The sequence below is a fragment of the Nonomuraea sp. NPDC004702 genome (genome assembly GCF_053601695.1).
Genome location: NZ_JBSGCE010000017.1, coordinates 26,066 through 43,816 on the forward strand (window position 1 = coordinate 26,066; position 17,751 = coordinate 43,816).

The window sequence follows — 17,751 nt, forward strand, 5'->3', positions numbered from 1 at the left end:
TCTTTGCTTCGATGGTCCGCATGGCTACTCGCGGTTCGAAGCGGGCGGCGGTGGCGGCGCTGATCACGGCCCTCGCCCTGCCCCAGAGCGCACAGGCGGAGACGTCGAGGTGGGGCGCGCCCGTCCTCGTCGAGAACTTCGACGGCTCCTCGGTCGACACGGGCAAATGGATGGTCTACCACTCGCCGGACGCGGCCCGTAACCCCCGTACGGGCCGGGCCGCCACGGTCGCAGGCGGGATGCTGCGCCTCAAGGGCGGCCGGTACGGCGGCAAGGACCTGTCCGGCGGCGTGGCCACCCGGCTCACCCAGCGCTACGGCAGGTGGGAGGTGCGGTTCAGGGCCGAGGCGGGCAACGGCTACACGCCGGTCGCGCTGCTGTGGCCCACCGCCCAGAGCGAGGGCGACGGTTACGCCGAGGTCGACTTCGCCGAGATCGTGGACCCGCGCCGGCAGGGCGGCGGCATCTTCGTGCACGGCGGCCGCGGGCGGGCGCAACGGCAGCTGCGGGCCGACTTCACCCGCTGGCACACCGCCGCCGTGGACTGGCTGCCCGGCCGGCTGACGTTCTGGCTCGACGGCAGGAAGGTGTGGGACTACCGCGGCCCGTACGTGCCCGACGGCGACCGCATGGGCCTGGCGCTGCAGAACGACGTGGTGTGCGAGCCGCGCTGCCGCGACTCCTCCACCCCCGCGACGGTGTCGATGTACGTGGACTGGGTGAAGGTCTACCGGCCGTCCTGAGGCAGCAGCCTGGCCGCCTTCAGCCCGAGGTGCACGGTCAGCCGGTCGTCGCCGTCGGACAGGTCCCGGTGCAGGAGGCGTTCGGCCTTGCCCAGGCGGTAGTAGAGGGTCTGGCGGTGGACGCCCAGCTCGGCGGCCGTCTTCTGGGCGTGGCCGCCGAGATCGAGGTAGACCTCCAGCGTCTGGGCCAGCTCGGCGTCGAGGGCGGCGGTCTCGGCGGCCAGCTCGCGCAGGTCGGCGCGGCCGAGGCGGGCCAGCAGGCGGTGCACGCCCAGGTCCTGCCAGCGGGCGATGGGGGCGTGCCGGGGGAAGTGCTCGGCGATGCGCAGCGCCTGGCGGGCCTCGCGCCAGCTCTGCCACGCCTCGGCCGGGTCGTTCCTGGGGGCGCCGATGCCGGCGGCGGTGCCGTACGCGCTCTGCAGGGTCTGGGCGACCTCTCCGGCCAGGTGGGCGGGGGCCAGCAGGGCGACGGGCGAGCCGGTGCGGGCCAGCACGCCGCGCGGGAGCGTCCAGAGGGCGGCCACGCGCTCGCTGGACTCGCGCACGGCGACCGCGGTGACCGGGCCGGGGACCTCGATGGAGGCCGCGGCGCGTTCCTCGGGGTCGGCGGAGAGCAGGGCGAGCAGGCCTCGGCCGAGGTCCTGGCGGCTCCTGGCTTCCTGGGCGAGCGCCGCGGCGGCCCTGGCGACCAGCGGCGCGACGCGGCGCAGCGCCTCGTCGGCGAGGCTGCCGGAGTCCAGCAGCCACAGGTAGCCGTAGGTGACCTCGCCGTGGCGCAGCGGCCAGCAGACCCGGGCCAGCACCTTGAGCTCGGCGTCGGCCGGGATCCTGACCGGGCCGCCGGCCCTGGCGATGCCGTAGCGTTCGAAGTAGTCGCGCACCTCGCCGGTGGCGCGCCGGCGCAGGATCGACTCCTGGCGGACCGTGTCGATGTCGCCGTGCTGGGCGCCGTAGGCGAGCAGCCGGAACGAGCGGTCCTCCAGCGTCACGGACGCCCCGAGCGTGGCGGCGATCTCGTCGACGATTTCCTGAAGGTCGGACGTGTTGTGCATTTGTATGACAGCCTGCCACATCGATCGTTACGCGCGTTCATGGCCCCCTCTGACCTGGGCTTTCTAGACTTGAGGCATGTTGGGTCAACTGCTCCTTGCCGCCTCCGGGAGCGGCGTCGTGCGCCGTTCCGTGTCAGGCTTTCCGCTCACCCGCAAGGTGGTGGACCGGTTCGTCGCGGGCGAGAGCGTCCAGGAGGCCCGGAACGCCATCGAACGGCTGCGTGACGCCAACCTGGCCGTGACCGTCGACCACCTCGGCGAGGAGACGCGCGACGCGCGCGCCGCCGAGACCGTGGCGCAGGCGTACGTGACGCTGCTGGAGGCGCTGAAGCCGCTCCAGCTCGGCACCCGGGGCGAGGTGTCGGTCAAGTTGTCGGCGGTCGGGCAGCGGCTCGACGACGGCATGGCCCTGGAGCACGCCCGCGAGATCTGCGCCGCCGCCGCGGCTAACGGCTCGACGGTGACGCTCGACATGGAGGACCACACCACCGTCGACTCGACGCTGGGCATCCTGCGCAAGCTGCGCGAGGACTACCCGTCCACCGGCGTGGCGATCCAGGCCTACCTGTTCCGCAGCGAGGACGACTGCCGCGACCTGGCCCACGAGGGCTCGCGCGTCCGGCTGGTCAAGGGCGCCTACCGCGAGCCCGCCTCGGTCGCGCACCAGGACAAGCAGGCCGTGGACAAGGCGTACGTGCGATGCCTGCGCATCCTCATGGCGGGGAAGGGTTACCCCATGGTGGCCACGCACGACGACCGGCTGATCTCCATCACCGAGTTGCTCGCCGACCGCTTCGGCCGCACGCTCGGCGACCACGAGTTCCAGATGCTCTACGGGATCCGGACCGACCGGCAGGAGGCCCTGGCCGGGGCCGGCCACACGGTCCGCGTGTACGTCCCCTACGGCGACGACTGGTACGGCTACTTCATGCGCCGGCTGGCCGAGCGCCCCGCCAACGTCGCCTTCTTCCTTCGTGCCCTTGGGGGTAAGTAAATGGATGCCATCAGCAACGTCCCCGTCCCCGTGAACGAGCCCGTGCTCGGCTACGCGCCGGGCAGCGCCGAGCGTTCGGCACTGGAGGACCGCATCAAGGAGCTGGCCGGCTCCCCCGTCGACCTGACCATGACCATCGACGGCGAGCAGCGGCTCGGCGGCGGCGCGCCCATCGACGTGGTGCAGCCGCACAACCATGCCTCCGTCCTGGGCCGTACCAACGACGCTACGGCTCAGGACGTGCAGGACGCCATCGACAGCGCCCTGCGGGCGGCGCCCGCCTGGCGGGCGCTGTCCTTCGACGAGCGGGCCGCGGTCTTCCTCAAGGCCGCCGACCTGCTGGCCGGTCCGTGGCGCCAGACGCTGAACGCGGCCACCGTGCTGGGCCAGTCGAAGTCGGCGCAGCAGGCGGAGATCGACGCGGCCTGCGAGCTGATCGACTTCCTGCGCTTCAACGTGACCTACGCCCGTCAGCTCTACTCCGACCAGCCGATCTCGTCGCCCGGCGTGTGGAACCGGATGGAGTACCGGCCCCTTGAGGGGTTCGTGCTGGCGATCACGCCGTTCAACTTCACCGCCATCGCCGGAAATTTGCCGACTTCTGCCGCTTTGATGGGGAATGTCGTCGTCTGGAAGCCGTCGCCGACGCAGCAGCTCGCCGCGCACCACACGATGCGCCTGCTGGAGGCGGCCGGGCTGCCGCCGGGCGTGATCAACATGGTCACCGGCAACGGGCAGGCCGTCTCCGAGGTCGCGATGACGCACCCGGCCCTGGCCGGCGTGCACTTCACCGGCTCGACCCCCACCTTCCAGCACCTGTGGGGCACGATCGGCGCCAACATCGCCTCCTACCACGGCTACCCGCGCCTGGTGGGCGAGACCGGCGGCAAGGACTTCGTGCTGGCCCACCCGTCGGCCGACCCGGCGGTGCTCTCGACCGCGCTGGTCAGGGGCGCCTTCGAGTACCAGGGCCAGAAGTGCTCGGCGGCCTCGCGGGCGTACGTGCCGCGTTCGGTGTGGAACCGCATGCGTGACGACTTCGTGGGCGTGGCCGAGTCGCTGACCGTGGGCGACGTGGCGGCCGACCTGTCGACGTTCATGGGCGCGGTCATCGACGAGCGGGCCTTCGCCAAGCACAAGGACGCCATCGACCGGGCGCGGGCCGCCTCGAACATCGACGTGCTCACCGGCTCCTACGACTCCGGCGTCGGCTACTTCGTCAAGCCGACCATCCTGGAGTGCGCCGACCCGACGGACGAGATCTTCGTCAAGGAGTACTTCGGGCCGATCCTGGGCGTGCACGTCTACGAGGACCGCGACTTCGACACGGTGCTCGACCAGATGGAGGGCATCGCCCCGTACGCGCTGACCGGCTCGATCATCGCCCAGGACCGGTACGCCATCGCCGCGGCCTCGGAGCGGCTGCGCTTCGCGGCGGGCAACTTCTACGTCAACGACAAGCCGACGGGCGCGGTCGTGGGCCAGCAGCCGTTCGGCGGCGCGCGCGCCTCGGGCACCAACGACAAGGCCGGCTCGATCTTCAACCTGATCCGCTGGGTGAACGCCCGCACGATCAAGGAGACCTTCGTCCCGCCGACCGACCACCGCTACCCCCACATGGGCTGACGCCCCCAAGAGCCACGGCCGGCACCCCTGCAGGGGTGCCGGCCGTCTCCAATTCCGTCAGAAACCGCCCTCTACGATCGTCAGGAGACTTCCCGCGCCACTGGCGAAGCCCGGAACGCCTGCCCTGCCCAGCGCGGCGAGGACGTCATGGATGGTCATGGGCGGACGGCGTTTCCCTGCCGCCATCCGGGCCGGCACGTCCAGCACCTCACGCGAACTGCGGCTGAGCAGCGAGCACAGGTACGCATCGGGAGTGCTGACGCGCACCCCGTGCCGGCCGAGGAACGACGCCGGGAAGTCCGTGACGTTCCAGGTGACCAGAGTCCGGGCGTGACCCGCTGTCGCGGCAGCCATGTGATGGCGGTCGTCGAGGTCGGGGCCCTCCATCTGATCGATCAGATGCTTGTAGTCGTCCTCGGAGACCCGGCTGTCGGCGAAGAACTCACGGATCACCTCCCCGATGCGCGCCGCCGCATGGGCGGAGCGGTGCTGCTCGCGCACGATGACACGTTCCCATTCCGAGAGCAGGTGATCGCTCCAGACCCACGTGTGCACGGCGTCCTCGGTCAGCGCGAGCATGAGGTCCATCAGCGAGAACGGGAACAGCACGTTGGTGTCGACGAAGACCCGCGCCATCAGCCAATATCCCTCGGGAGATCAGTAGGGTAGTTCCGCCTCCTCGGCGACCTCCATGATCCTGCGACGGGCTTCGGCGCGACGCTCCCGGCGATCCTGGAACTCCAGGACATCTTCCAGGCGAACGACACGATGACGGCTGCCTGGAAGAGGTTGCGCGGGGATCTCGCCTTCGTCCAGCAGTCGCACGACGAAGGGACGCGACAGCCCGAGCAGCTCCGCGACCTCGTTGGGACTCAACAGGGCTTCGGCGGGCAGGGCCCAGACGGCGTGTCCCTTGCCGAGGTCGTGCGCCGCGGCGACCAGGAGCCTGACCAACGAGCGCGGCAGCACGAGGTCGGTGCCGTCCGGCCCGCGCAGCACCAGCGACGCGTTCCCTGCGGCAGCCGTCGCCTCCAGATGTTCGAGCAGCTTGCGGTCACCGCTGTCGGCTTCGACGCGCGTCGCGCCGGCCAGGACGCCGCTGCGGGGCATGACCACCTCCGACCCTCGATATCTGCAATAAGTGTAACCCGCCTGCGCCAGGAGGCGGGAGCGGGTGGCGTAATGTGCAAGGTTTGTGTCATTGACGCTAACACAGGGCCGCGACCAGCATGAAGGCATGCAGCGACGGATCGTGATCGTCGTCTTCCCAGGCTTCCAGTTGCTGGACATGGCCGGGCCGGCGGACGTGTTCGCGACCGCCGACCTGATCGCCCGGGGGCGGGGTTACCGGGTCGAGGTGGCCGGTGTGGCGGCGGGGGCGGTGAGCGCGTCGAACGGGGTCACCGTCATGGCGGGGGCGCTCGGCGAGGTGTCGGGGCCGATCGACACGCTCATGGTGGCCGGCGGGCTGTCGGTGCCCCGGCAGCTGGAGGACCGCGCGCTGGTCGGGGCGGTCGCCGCCCTGGCCGCGCGGGCGGGACGGGTGGCCTCGGTCTGCAACGGGGCCTTCCTGCTGGCCGAGGCCGGGCTGCTCGGCCGCCGCCGGGCCACCACCCACTGGCTGTCCGCCGACGACCTGCGTCACCGCTACGCCGACGTCGAGGTGGACCCCGATCCGCTCTACATCGAGGACGGCAACGTGTGGACCTCGGCGGGCGTGCTGTCCGGCGTGGACCTCGCGCTCGCGCTGGTGGCCAGGGACCACGGCCACGAGCTGGCCCGCGACGTCGCCCGCGGGCTCGTCGTCTACCTGCACCGGCCGGGCGGGCAGAGCCAGTTCAGCGCGCCGATGCGGGCCATGACGCCGCGCAGCCTCCCCCTGCGGGAGCTGCAGGGCTACATCGACGCCAACCCGGCCGCCGACCTGAGCGTGCCCGCGCTCGCCCGGCGCGTCGGGATGAGCGAACGGCACTTCTCCCGCGTCTTCACCGAGCAGACCGGCCTGCCACCCGGCCGGTACGTCGAACGCAGCCGCGCCGACGCCGCCAGGCGCCTCCTGGAGGTCACCGGGCACCCCCTGGAGACCGTGGCCAGGGAGGCGGGCCTGGGCACGCCGGAGACCCTCTACCGCGTCTTCCGCCGCCACTGGCGGGTGTCGCCGGGCGAGCACCGCCGCAGATTCCAGTCGAAGGAGAAATGACACCATGCACGTGGCAATCCCGCTTTATCCCCGTTTCACCGCTCTCGACGCGGTCGGCCCCTACACGGTGCTGGCGTTCGCGCCCGGCGTCACGGTGACGTTCGTCGCCGGGGAGGTGGGGCCGGTGACCGACGACCAGGGCACCCTGTCGATCGCCGCCACCGCCACCTACGCCGACCTGCCGCGTCCCGACGTGGTGCTCGTGCCCGGCGGGCCCGGCACGATGGAGGCGATGTCGGACGAGGCGCTGCTCGGCTGGCTGCGCGAGGCCCACGAGCACACGCGGTGGACGACGTCGGTGTGCAGCGGCTCGTACGTGCTGGGCGCGGCGGGGCTGCTCAAGGGCGTGCGCGCGACCACCCACTGGGCGGTGCTGGACGGCCTGGCGGGCGTCGGCGCCGAGCCGGTGGGCGAGCGCGTCGTCACCGAGGGCAAGATCGTGACGGCCGCCGGGGTGTCGGCCGGGATCGACATGGCCCTGACCCTGCTGGCCCAGGCCGACGGCGTCGAGACGGCCCAGGCGGTGCAGCTCGCGATCGAGTACGACCCGCAGCCGCCGTTCGACGCGGGCTCGCCCGCCAAGGCGCCCGAGGGCACCGTCGAGCGGGCCATGACCCTGATCTCCTGATCGTCCGGCCACGGCGCCCCCGTCCCTCCCGGGACGGGGGCGCCGCGCGTCGCAGGGGTCAGGACCGGTCCTGCGCGGGCGGGTCGCCCGTGGCACCGAGCGGCAGGACGTCGAAGTGCACGACGACGTGGGCGCCGTCGGCGGGGGCGTCCCTGCCGTCCGACAGGCGGCGGAAACGGTCCAGCACCTTCAGCACCCGGTCGCGCAGGTCGGCCGTCTCCTCGGGGGTGAGCCGCAGCGAGCGGCGGGCGAACACACTGGCCTGCATCCATTCCTCGGGAGCCCGCGCCGAGCCCTCGCGCCAGCGGGTCAGCTCCGCGCCGCGCTGCCGGACCATGTCGTCCAGCAGGAACTCCAGGGCGTCGGCCTCCTCCGGGTGGTCCCTGGCCGGCCCGAAGCTGAAGCCGCCCGGCGTGATCCGCCAGTACTTCTCCTTGCCCCGGCCCAGCTCGGGCGCGATCTCGATCATGCCGTGGCGGGCCAGCTCGCGCAGGTGGTAGCTGGTGGCCCCGGTGTTCTGCCCGAGCAGGCCGGCCAGGCCGGTGGCGGTGGCCGGGCCGTGCTCGTCGAGCAGCTCGTAGATGCGCAGCCGCAGCGGGTGCGCGAACGACTTCAGCGCCTTCGCGTCGAGGGTGCGGGCGGAAAAGCCCTTGCCGTCTGTCACTGTGCAAGCCTATCTTTGCAAAGGAATCTATGCACACTTTTCCTTACACACTATCGGAGTGAGTCGTGAACCGTCTCGGGCGGGCCTTCTGGTTCCTGTGGTCGTCCACCGCGCTGTCGAACCTGGCCGACGGTGTCCTGCGGGTCGGCGCGCCGCTGCTGGCCGTGTTCATGACCCGCTCCCCCACGCTGGTGTCGCTGGCCGGGGCCGCCGCGACCGCGCCCTGGCTGCTGCTGGCGCTGCACGCGGGGGCGATGGCCGACCGGGTCGACCGCCGCCGGATCATGACGCTGGCCAACGCCGCGCGTACGGCGGTGCTGGCGGTGGCGGCGCTGCTGGCGACGGCGGGCCTGCTGAACCTGTGGACGCTGCTCGCGGTGATCTTCGCGGCCGGGGTCAGCGAGGTCTTCGCCGACACCTCGGCACAGTCCGTCCTGCCCATGACCGTCTCCAAGGACGACCTCACCAGGGCCAACGCCCGGATCGTCGGCGTCCAGACCGTCGGCAACGACTTCGTCGGCGCGCCGGTGGCCGGGCTGCTCGCCGGCCTGCTGCCCGCCGCCCTCTTCGGCGCCCCCGCCCTCCTCTACGCCGCCGCCGCCCTGCTGCTGACCGGCATGGCCGGCTCCTTCCGGGCCGCTCCGGCCGCGTCCCGGCCGCGCCGCCCGCTGCGTGCCGACATCGCCGAGGCGCTGCGCTACCTGTGGGCCCACCGGCTGCTGCGCAGGCTGGCGATCTCCGCGGGCATGCTGAACCTGGCCAACGCCGGATACTTCGCCGTCTTCGTCCTGTGGGCCGTCGGCGACGGGTCGCGCATCGGTCTCGACCCGAGCGGCTACGGCCTCATGATGACCGCGTTCGCGGCCGGCGCGGTGCTCGGCTCGCCGCTGACCGGGCCGGTCACACGGCTGATCGGCGAGGCCGGCACGCTGGTCGGGGCGTGGCTGATCAGCAGCCTGCTGCTGCTCGTCCCCATGCTCGTGCCGTCGCCGTGGGCGCTGTACCCGGTCGCGGTGGTGTGGGGCGTGACGGGGGCGGCGGCCAACGTGCTGGTCGTCTCGATCCGCCAGCGGCTGATCCCCGGCGAGATGCTGGGACGGGTGAACTCCGCCTACCGGCTGGTCGGCATGGGCGGCATGCCGGTGGGCGCGGCGCTCGGCGGCTTGGCGGGCGATCTGTTCGGGCTGTCCGCCGTCCTGGCCGGGGCCGCGGGGCTGTGCCTGGTGGCGGTGGGGCTCGTGTGGCGCGCCCTGCCTGGGCGAATTTCTGCGGCGCTGACCAGCGAACCTACACTTCCCGACATATCCAGATCACGTTAGGCACCCTATGCCGTGTGCGGAGATGACATGATTATCCCCGAGCTTGAGGGGATGGTATGCGGGAGATCGGCGGACGGTACCTCCTGAACGAGGAGGCCGGTCGTGGGGGTATGGGAGTCGTCTGGCGGGCGTTCGATCGGCTCCTCCACCGAGAGGTGGCGTTGAAGGAGCTGACTCTGGCCGGTGAGGCCGAGATGGTTCGCCGCCGGGTGCTGCGTGAGGCCCGGATGGCGGCCGGCCTGACGCACCCCAACATCGTCACGGTCCACGACCTGATGGAAGTGGGCGGCAAGCTCTGGATCGTGATGGAGTACCTGCACGGGCTCTCACTCCACCAGCTGCTCTCCCAGGTGGGCACGCTGCCCGCGCAGTCGGTGGTGGCGATCGGCCAGCACCTGCTCGCCGCGCTGCGCACCGCGCACAAGGCCGGCGTGCTCCATCGCGACGTCAAGCCCGCGAACGTGATGCTGACCGGCGACCGCGTGGTGCTGACCGACTTCGGCATCGCCACGGCCGAGGGCGACATCCGCATGACGACCTCGCGGCGGCTGCGCGGCACGCCCGCGTTCATGGCCCCGGAGCGGCTGCACGGCGGGCCGGCCAGCAAGGAGGCCGACATGTGGTCCTTCGGCGCGACGCTCTACAGCGCCGTCGAGGGCCAGCCGCCCTACCCAGGGCAGGACGCGGCCACGGTGCTCGGCATGGCCCGCAGCGGCCCGTACCCGCCGCCGCGGCGGGCCGGGGTGATGCGCCCGCTCATCGAGGGGCTGCTCCACCACGACCCGGTGCGCCGCTACACGCCGGAGCAGACGGCGGGCCTGCTGGCGGGCATGCGCGCCAGCGCCTACCAGGCCGCCATCTGACCGGTTCAGGCGGGCTCAGGCGGGCTCAGTCCCGCTGGGCGCGGGCCTCGGCCTCGGCGGCGTCCATGGCGGCCGCCTCCTCGGGGGTGGGCGCGGTGCCGCCCAGGTGCGCGGGCTGCCACCACACGCCCGGCGGCACCTCGGGATAGGTGCGCTGCGCCCGGTCGACCAGCTCCGACAGGCGCGTGTGCAGGTCGACGGTGTGCTGGTTGACGTCCTCCCCGCGCTTGGGGTGGAACGGCTCGCCCACCAGGATGGTGATCGGCACGTGCCGCTGGGTGAGCTGCTTGGGACGGCCCTTCGTCCACAACCGCTGGCTGCCCCACAGGGCGACCGGGATGACCGGCACGTTGGTGGCCTGGGCCATGCGGATCGCGCCGTTCTTGATCTCCTTGACGGTGAAGGAGCGGCTGATCGTGGCCTCGGCGAAGACGCCCACCACCTCGCCGGCCTTGAGCTTGCGCAGCGCGGTGGCGTACGAGCCGGCCCCGGCCCCGCGGTCGACCGGGATGTGGTGCATGCCGCGCATCAGCGGCCCGGAGACGCGGTGGTCGAAGACGTCCTGCTTGGCCATGAAGCGCACCAGCCGCTTGGACGGCACCGCGGCGAACCCCGCGAAGATGAAGTCGAGATAGCTGATGTGATTGCTCACCAGCACCGCTCCCCCGGTCCGCGGCACGTGCTCCGTGCCCTCCATGTGGAAGCGGTAGTCGAGCACGCGAAAGAGGGTCCGCGCGGCGGCGATCACCGGCGGGTACACAATCTCAGCCATGAGCAGAAGGTAGCCTACTCACGCCGGTCGGCAGGCCACCCGGGAGACCTGGTCCCGCCCGGAAAGGATCGGCTCGGGTCACGAGATCGTAGGACATCAACCCTGTTCACGCGGCGGCGCTTGCCCTCCCGTGCGAACGGGCAGATGTTTTGACCATGAAGAAGCTCATCAACACCGCCGACTCCGTGGTGGAGGACGCGCTGAACGGCATGGCCGCGGCCCATCCCGAGCTGAGGGTCCGGGACCGCGTGGTCTACCGGGCCGCGGGGCCGCGCCCCGGCAAGGTGGGGCTGGTGTCGGGCGGCGGCTCGGGCCACGAGCCCCTGCACGCCGGGTTCGTCGGCCACGGCATGCTGGACGCCGCCTGCCCCGGCGAGATCTTCACCTCGCCCGTGCCCGACCAGATCATCGAGGCCACCAAGGCCGTCGACGGCGGCGCCGGGGTGCTGCACATCGTCAAGAACTACACCGGCGACGTGCTCAACTTCGAGATGGCCGCCGAGCTGGCCGAGGACAACGACGTGGCCTCCGTGCTGGTCGACGACGACGTGGCCGTCCAGAACTCGCTCTACACGGCCGGGCGGCGCGGCACGGGCGCGACGCTGTTCGTGGAGAAGATCGCGGGCGCGCTGGCCGAGGAGGGCGCGCCGCTGACCGAGGTGGCCAGGGTGGCCACTGAGGTGAACGAGCGCAGCCGGTCCTTCGGCATCGCGCTGACCTCGTGCACGACGCCGTCGGCGGGCAAGCCGACGTTCGACCTGCCCGAGACGGACGTGGAGCTGGGCATCGGCATCCACGGCGAGCCCGGCCGCACGCGGGTGCCGATGGCCTCGGCCCGCGAGCTGGCCGCCGTCGCGATGGAGGCCCTGCACAGCGACCTGCCGCTCCGCGGCGACCTGCTGGTCATGGTCAACGGCATGGGCGGCACCCCGCTCATGGAGTTGTACGTGCTGTTCGCCGAGGTCGCGGCGTTCGTGAAGGGCAAGGACGCGCGGGTGGCCCGCTCGCTCGTCGGCAATTACGTGACGAGCCTGGACATGCAGGGCTTCTCGGTCACCGTGTGCCGGGTCGACGACCCGCTCATCCGGCTCTGGGACGCGCCCGTCGAGACGCCGGCGCTGCGCTGGGGGCGTTGATGGACACCCGCTTCTTCGCCGACTGGCTCGACGAGGCGGCCCGGCTGGTCCGCCGCGACCGCGAACGGCTGACGGACCTCGACGCGGCCATCGGCGACGCCGACCACGGCGCGAACCTCGACCGCGGCTTCACCGAGGTCGCCAAGGCGCTGGCCGACCGGCCGCCGGGCTCCCCCGGGCAGGTGCTGGCCGACGCGGGCACGGCCCTCATCCGCCGTGTCGGCGGCGCCTCCGGCCCGCTGTACGGGTCGATGTTCCGGCAGATGGGCCGGACGCTGGAGTCCCCGGTGACGCTGGCCCGCTTCGAGGCGGCGTTCGAGGAGGGGGTGGTCGCGCTGGAACGGCTGGGCAAGGCGGCCGTGGGCGACAAGACCATGGTGGACGCGCTGGTCCCGGCCTCCCGGTCGCTGGCCCTGGCCGTACGGGACGGCATCGGGGCGCTGGAGGCGTTCGAACGGGCGGCGGACGCGGCGGCCGAGGGCGCGCGCGAGACGATCCCCCTCCAGGCCCGCAAGGGCCGGGCCAGCTACCTGGGCGAACGCAGCGTGGGCCACGAGGACCCCGGAGCCGCCTCGGCGGCCCTGATCATGCGCGCCCTGGCCACAGTGGCCCGGAACCGCGCAGAGGGCCAGGACCAGGCAGCGGACCAGGACCAGGCCGAGAGCCGGCCCCCCGGAGAGGGCCAGAGCCCGGCAGAGGGCCAGGGGCGGGCGGAGGGCTGATGGTCGGGGTGGTGCTGGTCTCGCACAGTGCCGGGCTGGCGGCCGAGACGGCGGCGCTGGCCCTGGGGATCGCCGCGGAGCCCGTGCCGGTGGCGGCGGCCGGCGGCACCGCGGACGGCGGCCTGGGCACCAGCTTCGACCTCGTCGAGCAGGCGGTGCGCAGCGTGGACCGGGGCGACGGCGTGCTGATCATCCCCGACCTCGGCAGCTCGGTGCTGACCGCCCGGCTGCTGGAGGAGGACGGGCGGGTGGTGATCGCGGACGTGCCGTTCGTGGAGGGGGCGGTGGCGGCGTGCGTGGCGGCGTGCACGGGCGGGTCGCTGGCGGAGGTGCTGGCCGCCGCCGAAGAGGCCCGCACCTACCGCAAACTCTGACCGCCCCGAACCCTGGCCCCGAACCCCGGACCCGGCCCCTGGCCCCGCTCAGTGGCCTTTGAAGGCCTCCTCCAGCCACCAGGAGCCGCGTTCGCCGGTGATCCTGGCGTGCACCAGCAGCGGGCGGTCCCTGGGCCCCTTGAGCCATTCGGCCACGCCCGCCAGCCCGGCGGCGTCCGTGACGGTCACCGCCGCGAACCCGTGGCCCCGGGCGATCGCGGCCAGGTCGGCGGGCGGGAAGCGGACCGTGCCGAGCGGATGCCCGTGCGGCCCGAAGTGGTGCACCTCCGCCCCGTACGCCTCGTCGTCGTAGACCACGACCACCATGGGCAGCCCCAGCCGGACGACGGTCTCCAGCTCGGCGATGCCCATGAACGCGCCGCCGTCGCCCAGGGCGGCCACCGGGAGCCGGTCCGGACGGGCCAGGGCGGCCCCGATCGCGGTCGCCAGGCCGAGCCCGACCGACTGGAACGCCTGGGTGAAGCAGAACCCGCCCGCGTCCGGCACGTCCAGGAACATCGAGGGGTATCCCATGAAGTTGCCCGAGTCGACGGACACCACGCGCTCGCTCGGGAGCAGGTCGTCCAGGGCGATGGTGAGCGTTCTCGGGTCGATGCGGCCCGCGCCGCTCTCGTCCCGGTACGGCACCGCGCGCCAGCGTCCCTCGTCCCTGATCCGCCGGGCCAGCTCGGCCGACCGGTAGCCCGGCGCGGCGCCGCCCGGCCCGGTGAGGGCCGCCGCCACGGCGCGGACGTCCCCGACCACGCCGAGGTCGGCCCGGACGTGCGCGCCGACGGCCGCCGGGTCGAGGTCGACCTGGGCCACCTTCGCCTCCGGCGGGATCAGCGTGCCGTGGCGGGTCGTCCACATGTTCAGGGCGCAGCCCCAGCCGACGATCAGGTCCGCGCCGCGGATCAGCTCGGCGGCCAGCGGGGTGGCGAAGCCGCCGCTCACGTCGAGGTCCCAGGGGCTGCCGCGGAACAGGCCCTTGGCGACGGCGGAGGTGGCCAGCAGGGCGCCGGTGCGGTCGGCCAGCGCCTCCAGCTCGCGGCGGGCGTGCCGGGCGCCGCGGCCCGCGACGAACACCGGCCGCCGCGCCCCGGCCAGCAGCCGCCCCAGCTCGGCCGTCGCGTCGTCCGCGGCCTCCCGGTCGGGGCCGGCCGTCGTGTCCTGCGCCGCTGAGCGGTCGGGGCCGGCCGTGCCGGTCAGGGCAGGTGCGGGGGCGCGGGAGCGGGAGGGGGTGGACTGCACGTCGAGCGGCAGGTTCAGCAGGACCGTGCGGCGTTCCCGCGAGGCCACGCGGAAGGCTTCGAGCGCCTGCTCCTCGGCCCGCGCGGCATCCGTGAGACGCATGGGGACCGCGCCCACCGCCGCGGCCAGGGCGTCCTGGTCGATGTGGAAGTTGGAGCGCGCGTCCGTCGCCTCACCGGCCAGGACGATCATCGGCGTACGGCTCTTGGCCGCCTCGGCGATCCCCGTCATCGCGTTGGTCAGCCCCGGCCCCTGGTGGACCGTGACGACGCCGACCTCCCCGCTCATCCGGGCGTAGGCGTCGGCCATGGTCGCCGCCCCGCCCTCGTGCCGCGCGGCGACGAACCGCACGCCGTGCTCGACCAGCGCGTTCGTGACGTGGAAGTTGCCGCTGCCGACCACCCCGAACGCCGTGCGGACGCCGCCGGCGGCCAGCGCCCGGCCGACCGCCGCGGCCGCCGTCTCCGGGACGGTCAACGTTCCACCAGGGCCAGGACGCGGACGGGGCTGCCGGAGCCGCCCACGATGGGCAGCGGCGGGGCGACCACGGCGGCCCCGGTCACCGGCAGGCGGTCGAGGTTGCGGAGCTGGGTCAGGCCGTACTTGCCCGCGCCGAGCAGGAAGGAGTGGCAGGGGAAGGGCGGGTCGAAGGAGTGGGCGGCCCCGGCGTCGGTGCCGACGGTCTCCACGCCGAGCCCGAGGATCGGGGTCTCGGCGGCCAGCCAGGACGCGCACTCGACCGAGATGCCCGGCGAGTGCGGGCCGGTCTCGTCGGCGTTGAGGAAGGCGGCCTGGTCGGCGGAGCGGGCGTCCCAGCCGGTGCGGTAGAGCAGCCAGCCGCCGTCGGGCAGCGGGCCGTTGGCGCGTTCCCATTCCTTGACGTGGTCGATCTGCAGCAGGAAGTCGGGGTCCTTGGCCGCCTCGGCGGCGAAGTCGAGCACGACCGCGGGCGCGATCAGGCTGCGTACGGGCACCTGGGAGACGTCCTGGCCGTCGCGGGCGGTGACCCAGTGGACGGGGGCGTCGAAGTGGGTGCCGGAGTGCTCGCCGGTGTGGATGTCGTTCCAGTACCAGGCCGGGCCGCGGTCGTCGTAACGGCTGATCTCCTCCAGCCGGAACGGGATGGTGTTGCCGAACGGCTCGGGCAACTGGAGGATCGGCGTCTCGGAGGACAGGGGCGCGGTGAGGTCGACCACCTCGATCGCACCGCCGCGCACGCTGTCCAGGAAGCTCTGCAACACCGACATGTCATCCTCCTTGTTGGGCTGAGCGCATCCTCCTCCAGCGGGACTCACCCGCGCAACGACACGGCAGGGCGGTCTTCACAGGTCGTCCCAGGTGGGTTGGGCGGCGGTGCCGCCGGCCGCGCGGGTGGACAACGATCCGCAGGCCACGGCCACGTCGAGGCACTCGCGCGGGCTCATCCCGCGCAGCCTGGCGGCGAGGTAGCCCGCGTCGAAGCTGTCGCCCGCGCCGACGGTGTCCACGGGCTCGACGGGCCTGGCCGGGGCCCGCGTCACCAGGCCGGACTCCCAGGCCAGCGCGCCGTCCGCGCCGTCCTTGACGACGACGGCCGGTCCGAGGGCGCCCAGCCGCGCCGCGACGGCCTCCAGCGGCCCGTCACGGACGCCGGACAGGCGGGCCGCGATCGCCCTGGCCTCGCCGGCGTTGGGCAGGAACACGTCGGCGGCGGCGAGCACGTCCGCCAGTCCGTCCCAGCGGCCGGCCGGGTCGTCGTTGGTGTCCAGCGAGGTCGTGGCGCCCGCCGCGCGCAGCTCCGCCAGCAGCGCGGGCAGCCCGTCCGCCAGTCCCGGCTGCAGGAAGTACGACGACACGTGCACGTGCCGGGCCAGGCCGCGCGGCACGTCCGCGGCGGTCAGGTGCGGCAGGCAGCCCGGCGAGGTGAGGATGGCCCGGTCCGTCCCGTCGGCGAGCACGACGGTCATGGCCGTGGGCCGGGGGTCGGTGACGCAGTGGGAGACGTCCACCCCGCGCTCGGCCAGCGCGCCGAGCACGAAACGCCCCGCTGCGTCGTCGCCCACGCGGCCGGCGAAGGCGGTGCGCAGGCCGAGCCTGGCGGCCCCGCACGCGGTGATCGCGCCGGACCCGCCGAGAACCAGGTCGCCGCCCGCGACGAGCTGTTCGCGCTGGCCGTACGCCAGGTCGCGCGGCGCGCCGGTCAGCACGATGTCGGGGTTGGCGTCGCCGACGACCAGGAGGTCGAACCCACCGGCGGCCGTCACGCCTTGGTCCACTGTGCGCATCCGGCGGTCTGGAACGCCTTGTCGCCCGGCTCGATGGTGACGCTCGCCGGGCCGGTCGGCGCGCCCGCGTTGATCACCGAGCCGAGGTCGGGGGACGTGCTGTTCAGCCGGGCCCAGAAGCAGTTCGTGGAACCGGCGACGGGACCGGTCGTGCGGTAGGCCCCGGGCTGCATGTCCACGCCCACGACGAACGTGCGCATCCCGGCCATCGGCCCGGTCTGCGCCGGTCCGGGCTGCGTGGGCCCGGTCTGCGCCGGTCCGGGCTGCGTGGGCCCGGTTTGAGCGGGACCGGTTTGAGCGGGACCGGTTTGAGCGGGACCGGTTTGAGCGGGACCGGTTTGAGCGGGACCGGTCTGGAGGGGGTCCGTCTGGAGGGGGCCGGTCTGCGGGGCGTCCGTCGGGGCGGGCTGGGTGGCGGGGACGGAGGCCGAGGGCGGCCCGGTGCCCTCGACCGTCACCGTGACCCTGGGGGCCGGCGAGGCCGACGAGCCCTCCGCGCCGTACCCCACGAAGACGCCCAGGATGAAGGCCACCACGGCGGCCAGCCCGGACACGAGCAGGATGATCGGCGGACTGCTCGTCGCCCGAGGGGGCTCAGGGGGGCCGTACGTCACGGACCCAAGGGTGCCATCTCCATCGACGCCCCTGTCAACGCCCCGGTCAGCGGTGGAGGTAGTCGACGAGCGACGCCTTCTCCGTCTCCAGTTCCTCGATCGCGCTCTTGACCACGTCGCCGATGCTGACGATGCCCACCAGGCGCCCGTTCTCGACCACGGGCATGTGACGGAACCGGTGGGTGGTCATCGTGCGGCGCAGCTCGTCGACGTTGTCGCCGGGCCCGGCCGTGCGGACCTCGGTCGTCATGATCGAGGAGACCGGCGCGTCGAGGATCTCGGGGCCCCGGTCGTGCAGCCGCCGAACCACGTCGCGCTCGGAGACGATCCCCTGGATCGTCGTGCCGTCGGTGGAGACGACGACCGCGCCGATGTTGTGGTCGGCGAGCTTGCCGAGCAGTTCCCGTACCGTCGCCGCCGGCGCCACCGTGGTGACAGCGCTTCCCTTGTTGCGCAGGATCGTCCCGATGAGCATGTGCACCACCTCTGCTCCCGTTGTCCCCGGCCGAGGGCCGGCTTATGCCCGGTC

General features: G+C 73.0%; 20 protein-coding genes. 10 read left to right on the top strand and 10 right to left on the bottom strand.

Annotation, left to right across the window (positions count from 1 at the left end; translation table 11 throughout):
- Positions 1–20 precede the first annotated feature (20 nt).
- Positions 21–743 (top strand): glycoside hydrolase family 16 protein, encoded by a 723-nt coding sequence (locus ACWEJ6_RS22110; protein ID WP_387666763.1) that lies wholly within the window; start codon positions 21–23, stop codon positions 741–743.
- On the opposite strand, the gene ACWEJ6_RS22115 is transcribed toward ACWEJ6_RS22110, so the two are convergent.
- Entirely contained in the window at positions 728–1,795 is a 1,068-nt protein-coding gene (locus tag ACWEJ6_RS22115; RefSeq protein ID WP_358293696.1) for a PucR family transcriptional regulator, read from the bottom strand. The two genes, ACWEJ6_RS22110 and ACWEJ6_RS22115, sit on opposite strands and share 16 nt — an antisense overlap.
- Positions 1,796–1,871: 76 nt before the next feature.
- Between ACWEJ6_RS22115 and ACWEJ6_RS22120 the strand changes: the two genes are divergently transcribed.
- Complete coding sequence (locus ACWEJ6_RS22120; RefSeq protein WP_352358126.1) at positions 1,872–2,789, top strand: proline dehydrogenase family protein; 918 nt, start codon at positions 1,872–1,874, stop codon at positions 2,787–2,789.
- Positions 2,790–4,415: an L-glutamate gamma-semialdehyde dehydrogenase gene (gene pruA, locus ACWEJ6_RS22125; RefSeq protein WP_358293699.1), complete on the top strand. Its 1,626-nt coding sequence runs from the start codon at positions 2,790–2,792 to the stop codon at positions 4,413–4,415.
- Between the two features lie 57 nt (positions 4,416–4,472).
- Here the strand turns inward: pruA and ACWEJ6_RS22130 are convergent, their stop codons facing one another.
- Both ACWEJ6_RS22130 and ACWEJ6_RS22135 read right to left on the bottom strand, forming a co-directional pair.
- Positions 4,473–5,051, bottom strand: coding sequence for a PIN domain-containing protein (locus ACWEJ6_RS22130; protein WP_452425829.1), 579 nt, complete (start codon positions 5,049–5,051; stop codon positions 4,473–4,475).
- A gap of 21 nt (positions 5,052–5,072) precedes the next feature.
- Positions 5,073–5,525, bottom strand: coding sequence for a helix-turn-helix domain-containing protein (locus tag ACWEJ6_RS22135; protein ID WP_452425831.1), 453 nt, complete (start codon positions 5,523–5,525; stop codon positions 5,073–5,075).
- A 127-nt stretch (positions 5,526–5,652) separates the two neighbouring features.
- Between ACWEJ6_RS22135 and ACWEJ6_RS22140 the strand changes: the two genes are divergently transcribed.
- Both ACWEJ6_RS22140 and ACWEJ6_RS22145 read left to right on the top strand, forming a co-directional pair.
- The gene (locus ACWEJ6_RS22140; RefSeq protein ID WP_364331016.1) at positions 5,653–6,615 is read left to right on the top strand and encodes a GlxA family transcriptional regulator; all 963 of its coding nucleotides are present in this window, start codon (positions 5,653–5,655) and stop codon (positions 6,613–6,615) included.
- 4 nt (positions 6,616–6,619) lie between these two features.
- Entirely contained in the window at positions 6,620–7,243 is a 624-nt protein-coding gene (locus ACWEJ6_RS22145; RefSeq protein WP_452425834.1) for a DJ-1/PfpI family protein, read from the top strand.
- 58 nt (positions 7,244–7,301) lie between these two features.
- On the opposite strand, the gene ACWEJ6_RS22150 is transcribed toward ACWEJ6_RS22145, so the two are convergent.
- A complete protein-coding gene (locus ACWEJ6_RS22150) occupies positions 7,302–7,907 on the bottom strand; it encodes an ArsR/SmtB family transcription factor (protein WP_452425836.1) in 606 nt (201 codons plus the stop codon).
- A 65-nt stretch (positions 7,908–7,972) separates the two neighbouring features.
- On the opposite strand from ACWEJ6_RS22150, the gene ACWEJ6_RS22155 reads away from it, so the two are divergent.
- Together ACWEJ6_RS22155 and ACWEJ6_RS22160 are read left to right on the top strand one after the other, a co-directional pair.
- Complete coding sequence (locus tag ACWEJ6_RS22155) at positions 7,973–9,226, top strand: MFS transporter (protein ID WP_452425838.1); 1,254 nt, start codon at positions 7,973–7,975, stop codon at positions 9,224–9,226.
- A 56-nt stretch (positions 9,227–9,282) separates the two neighbouring features.
- On the top strand, positions 9,283–10,089 hold the full coding sequence (locus tag ACWEJ6_RS22160; RefSeq protein ID WP_352358144.1) for a serine/threonine-protein kinase: 807 nt from the start codon (positions 9,283–9,285) through the stop codon (positions 10,087–10,089).
- A gap of 25 nt (positions 10,090–10,114) precedes the next feature.
- On the opposite strand, the gene ACWEJ6_RS22165 is transcribed toward ACWEJ6_RS22160, so the two are convergent.
- A complete protein-coding gene (locus ACWEJ6_RS22165; protein ID WP_352358146.1) occupies positions 10,115–10,861 on the bottom strand; it encodes a lysophospholipid acyltransferase family protein in 747 nt (248 codons plus the stop codon).
- 155 nt (positions 10,862–11,016) lie between these two features.
- On the opposite strand from ACWEJ6_RS22165, the gene dhaK reads away from it, so the two are divergent.
- Genes dhaK through dhaM form a run of 3 tightly spaced genes read left to right on the top strand, consistent with a single transcriptional unit; the run spans position 11,017 to position 13,093 of the window.
- Positions 11,017–11,997 carry a dihydroxyacetone kinase subunit DhaK gene (gene dhaK / locus ACWEJ6_RS22170; RefSeq protein WP_387666739.1) on the top strand — a complete coding sequence of 327 codons (981 nt, stop codon included), beginning with the start codon at positions 11,017–11,019 and terminating at the stop codon, positions 11,995–11,997.
- Complete coding sequence (dhaL, locus tag ACWEJ6_RS22175) at positions 11,997–12,719, top strand: dihydroxyacetone kinase subunit DhaL (protein ID WP_452425841.1); 723 nt, start codon at positions 11,997–11,999, stop codon at positions 12,717–12,719. The genes dhaK and dhaL overlap by 1 nt, the downstream gene beginning before the upstream one ends.
- The gene (gene dhaM / locus ACWEJ6_RS22180) at positions 12,719–13,093 is read left to right on the top strand and encodes a dihydroxyacetone kinase phosphoryl donor subunit DhaM (RefSeq protein WP_352358152.1); all 375 of its coding nucleotides are present in this window, start codon (positions 12,719–12,721) and stop codon (positions 13,091–13,093) included. The genes dhaL and dhaM overlap by 1 nt, the downstream gene beginning before the upstream one ends.
- Before the next feature lie 48 nt (positions 13,094–13,141).
- On the opposite strand, the gene ACWEJ6_RS22185 is transcribed toward dhaM, so the two are convergent.
- The 5 genes from ACWEJ6_RS22185 to ACWEJ6_RS22205 all read right to left on the bottom strand — a co-directional run bounded on the left by ACWEJ6_RS22185 (position 13,142) and on the right by ACWEJ6_RS22205 (position 17,697).
- Positions 13,142–14,821 carry a thiamine pyrophosphate-binding protein gene (locus tag ACWEJ6_RS22185; RefSeq protein ID WP_452425843.1) on the bottom strand — a complete coding sequence of 560 codons (1,680 nt, stop codon included), beginning with the start codon at positions 14,819–14,821 and terminating at the stop codon, positions 13,142–13,144.
- Positions 14,818–15,591, bottom strand: coding sequence for a cyclase family protein (locus ACWEJ6_RS22190; protein ID WP_352321865.1), 774 nt, complete (start codon positions 15,589–15,591; stop codon positions 14,818–14,820). Before ACWEJ6_RS22190 ends, ACWEJ6_RS22185 begins: the two co-directional genes overlap by 4 nt.
- Before the next feature lie 75 nt (positions 15,592–15,666).
- Entirely contained in the window at positions 15,667–16,587 is a 921-nt protein-coding gene (locus ACWEJ6_RS22195; protein WP_452425845.1) for a carbohydrate kinase family protein, read from the bottom strand.
- Complete coding sequence (locus ACWEJ6_RS22200) at positions 16,584–17,222, bottom strand: hypothetical protein (protein WP_452425847.1); 639 nt, start codon at positions 17,220–17,222, stop codon at positions 16,584–16,586. Before ACWEJ6_RS22200 ends, ACWEJ6_RS22195 begins: the two co-directional genes overlap by 4 nt.
- Before the next feature lie 46 nt (positions 17,223–17,268).
- A complete protein-coding gene (locus ACWEJ6_RS22205; RefSeq protein ID WP_364331049.1) occupies positions 17,269–17,697 on the bottom strand; it encodes a CBS domain-containing protein in 429 nt (142 codons plus the stop codon).
- Positions 17,698–17,751: the final 54 nt, after the last annotated feature.

What these genes read in the sequence shown, in the direction of transcription:
- dhaK (WP_387666739.1), top strand. Translation starts at nt 11,017, where the DNA reads ATGAAGAAGCTCATCAACACCGCCGACTCCGTGGTGGAGGACGCGCTG.
- ACWEJ6_RS22145 (WP_452425834.1), top strand. Translation starts at nt 6,620, where the DNA reads ATGCACGTGGCAATCCCGCTTTATCCCCGTTTCACCGCTCTCGACGCG.
- ACWEJ6_RS22190 (WP_352321865.1), bottom strand. Translation starts at nt 15,591, where the DNA reads ATGTCGGTGTTGCAGAGCTTCCTGGACAGCGTGCGCGGCGGTGCGATC.
- ACWEJ6_RS22160 (WP_352358144.1), top strand. Translation starts at nt 9,283, where the DNA reads ATGCGGGAGATCGGCGGACGGTACCTCCTGAACGAGGAGGCCGGTCGT.
- ACWEJ6_RS22140 (WP_364331016.1), top strand. Translation starts at nt 5,653, where the DNA reads ATGCAGCGACGGATCGTGATCGTCGTCTTCCCAGGCTTCCAGTTGCTG.
- ACWEJ6_RS22120 (WP_352358126.1), top strand. Translation starts at nt 1,872, where the DNA reads ATGTTGGGTCAACTGCTCCTTGCCGCCTCCGGGAGCGGCGTCGTGCGC.
- dhaM (WP_352358152.1), top strand. Translation starts at nt 12,719, where the DNA reads ATGGTCGGGGTGGTGCTGGTCTCGCACAGTGCCGGGCTGGCGGCCGAG.
- ACWEJ6_RS22205 (WP_364331049.1), bottom strand. Translation starts at nt 17,697, where the DNA reads ATGCTCATCGGGACGATCCTGCGCAACAAGGGAAGCGCTGTCACCACG.
- dhaL (WP_452425841.1), top strand. Translation starts at nt 11,997, where the DNA reads ATGGACACCCGCTTCTTCGCCGACTGGCTCGACGAGGCGGCCCGGCTG.
- ACWEJ6_RS22135 (WP_452425831.1), bottom strand. Translation starts at nt 5,525, where the DNA reads ATGCCCCGCAGCGGCGTCCTGGCCGGCGCGACGCGCGTCGAAGCCGAC.
- ACWEJ6_RS22115 (WP_358293696.1), bottom strand. Translation starts at nt 1,795, where the DNA reads ATGCACAACACGTCCGACCTTCAGGAAATCGTCGACGAGATCGCCGCC.
- ACWEJ6_RS22165 (WP_352358146.1), bottom strand. Translation starts at nt 10,861, where the DNA reads ATGGCTGAGATTGTGTACCCGCCGGTGATCGCCGCCGCGCGGACCCTC.
- ACWEJ6_RS22110 (WP_387666763.1), top strand. Translation starts at nt 21, where the DNA reads ATGGCTACTCGCGGTTCGAAGCGGGCGGCGGTGGCGGCGCTGATCACG.
- ACWEJ6_RS22130 (WP_452425829.1), bottom strand. Translation starts at nt 5,051, where the DNA reads ATGGCGCGGGTCTTCGTCGACACCAACGTGCTGTTCCCGTTCTCGCTG.
- pruA (WP_358293699.1), top strand. Translation starts at nt 2,790, where the DNA reads ATGGATGCCATCAGCAACGTCCCCGTCCCCGTGAACGAGCCCGTGCTC.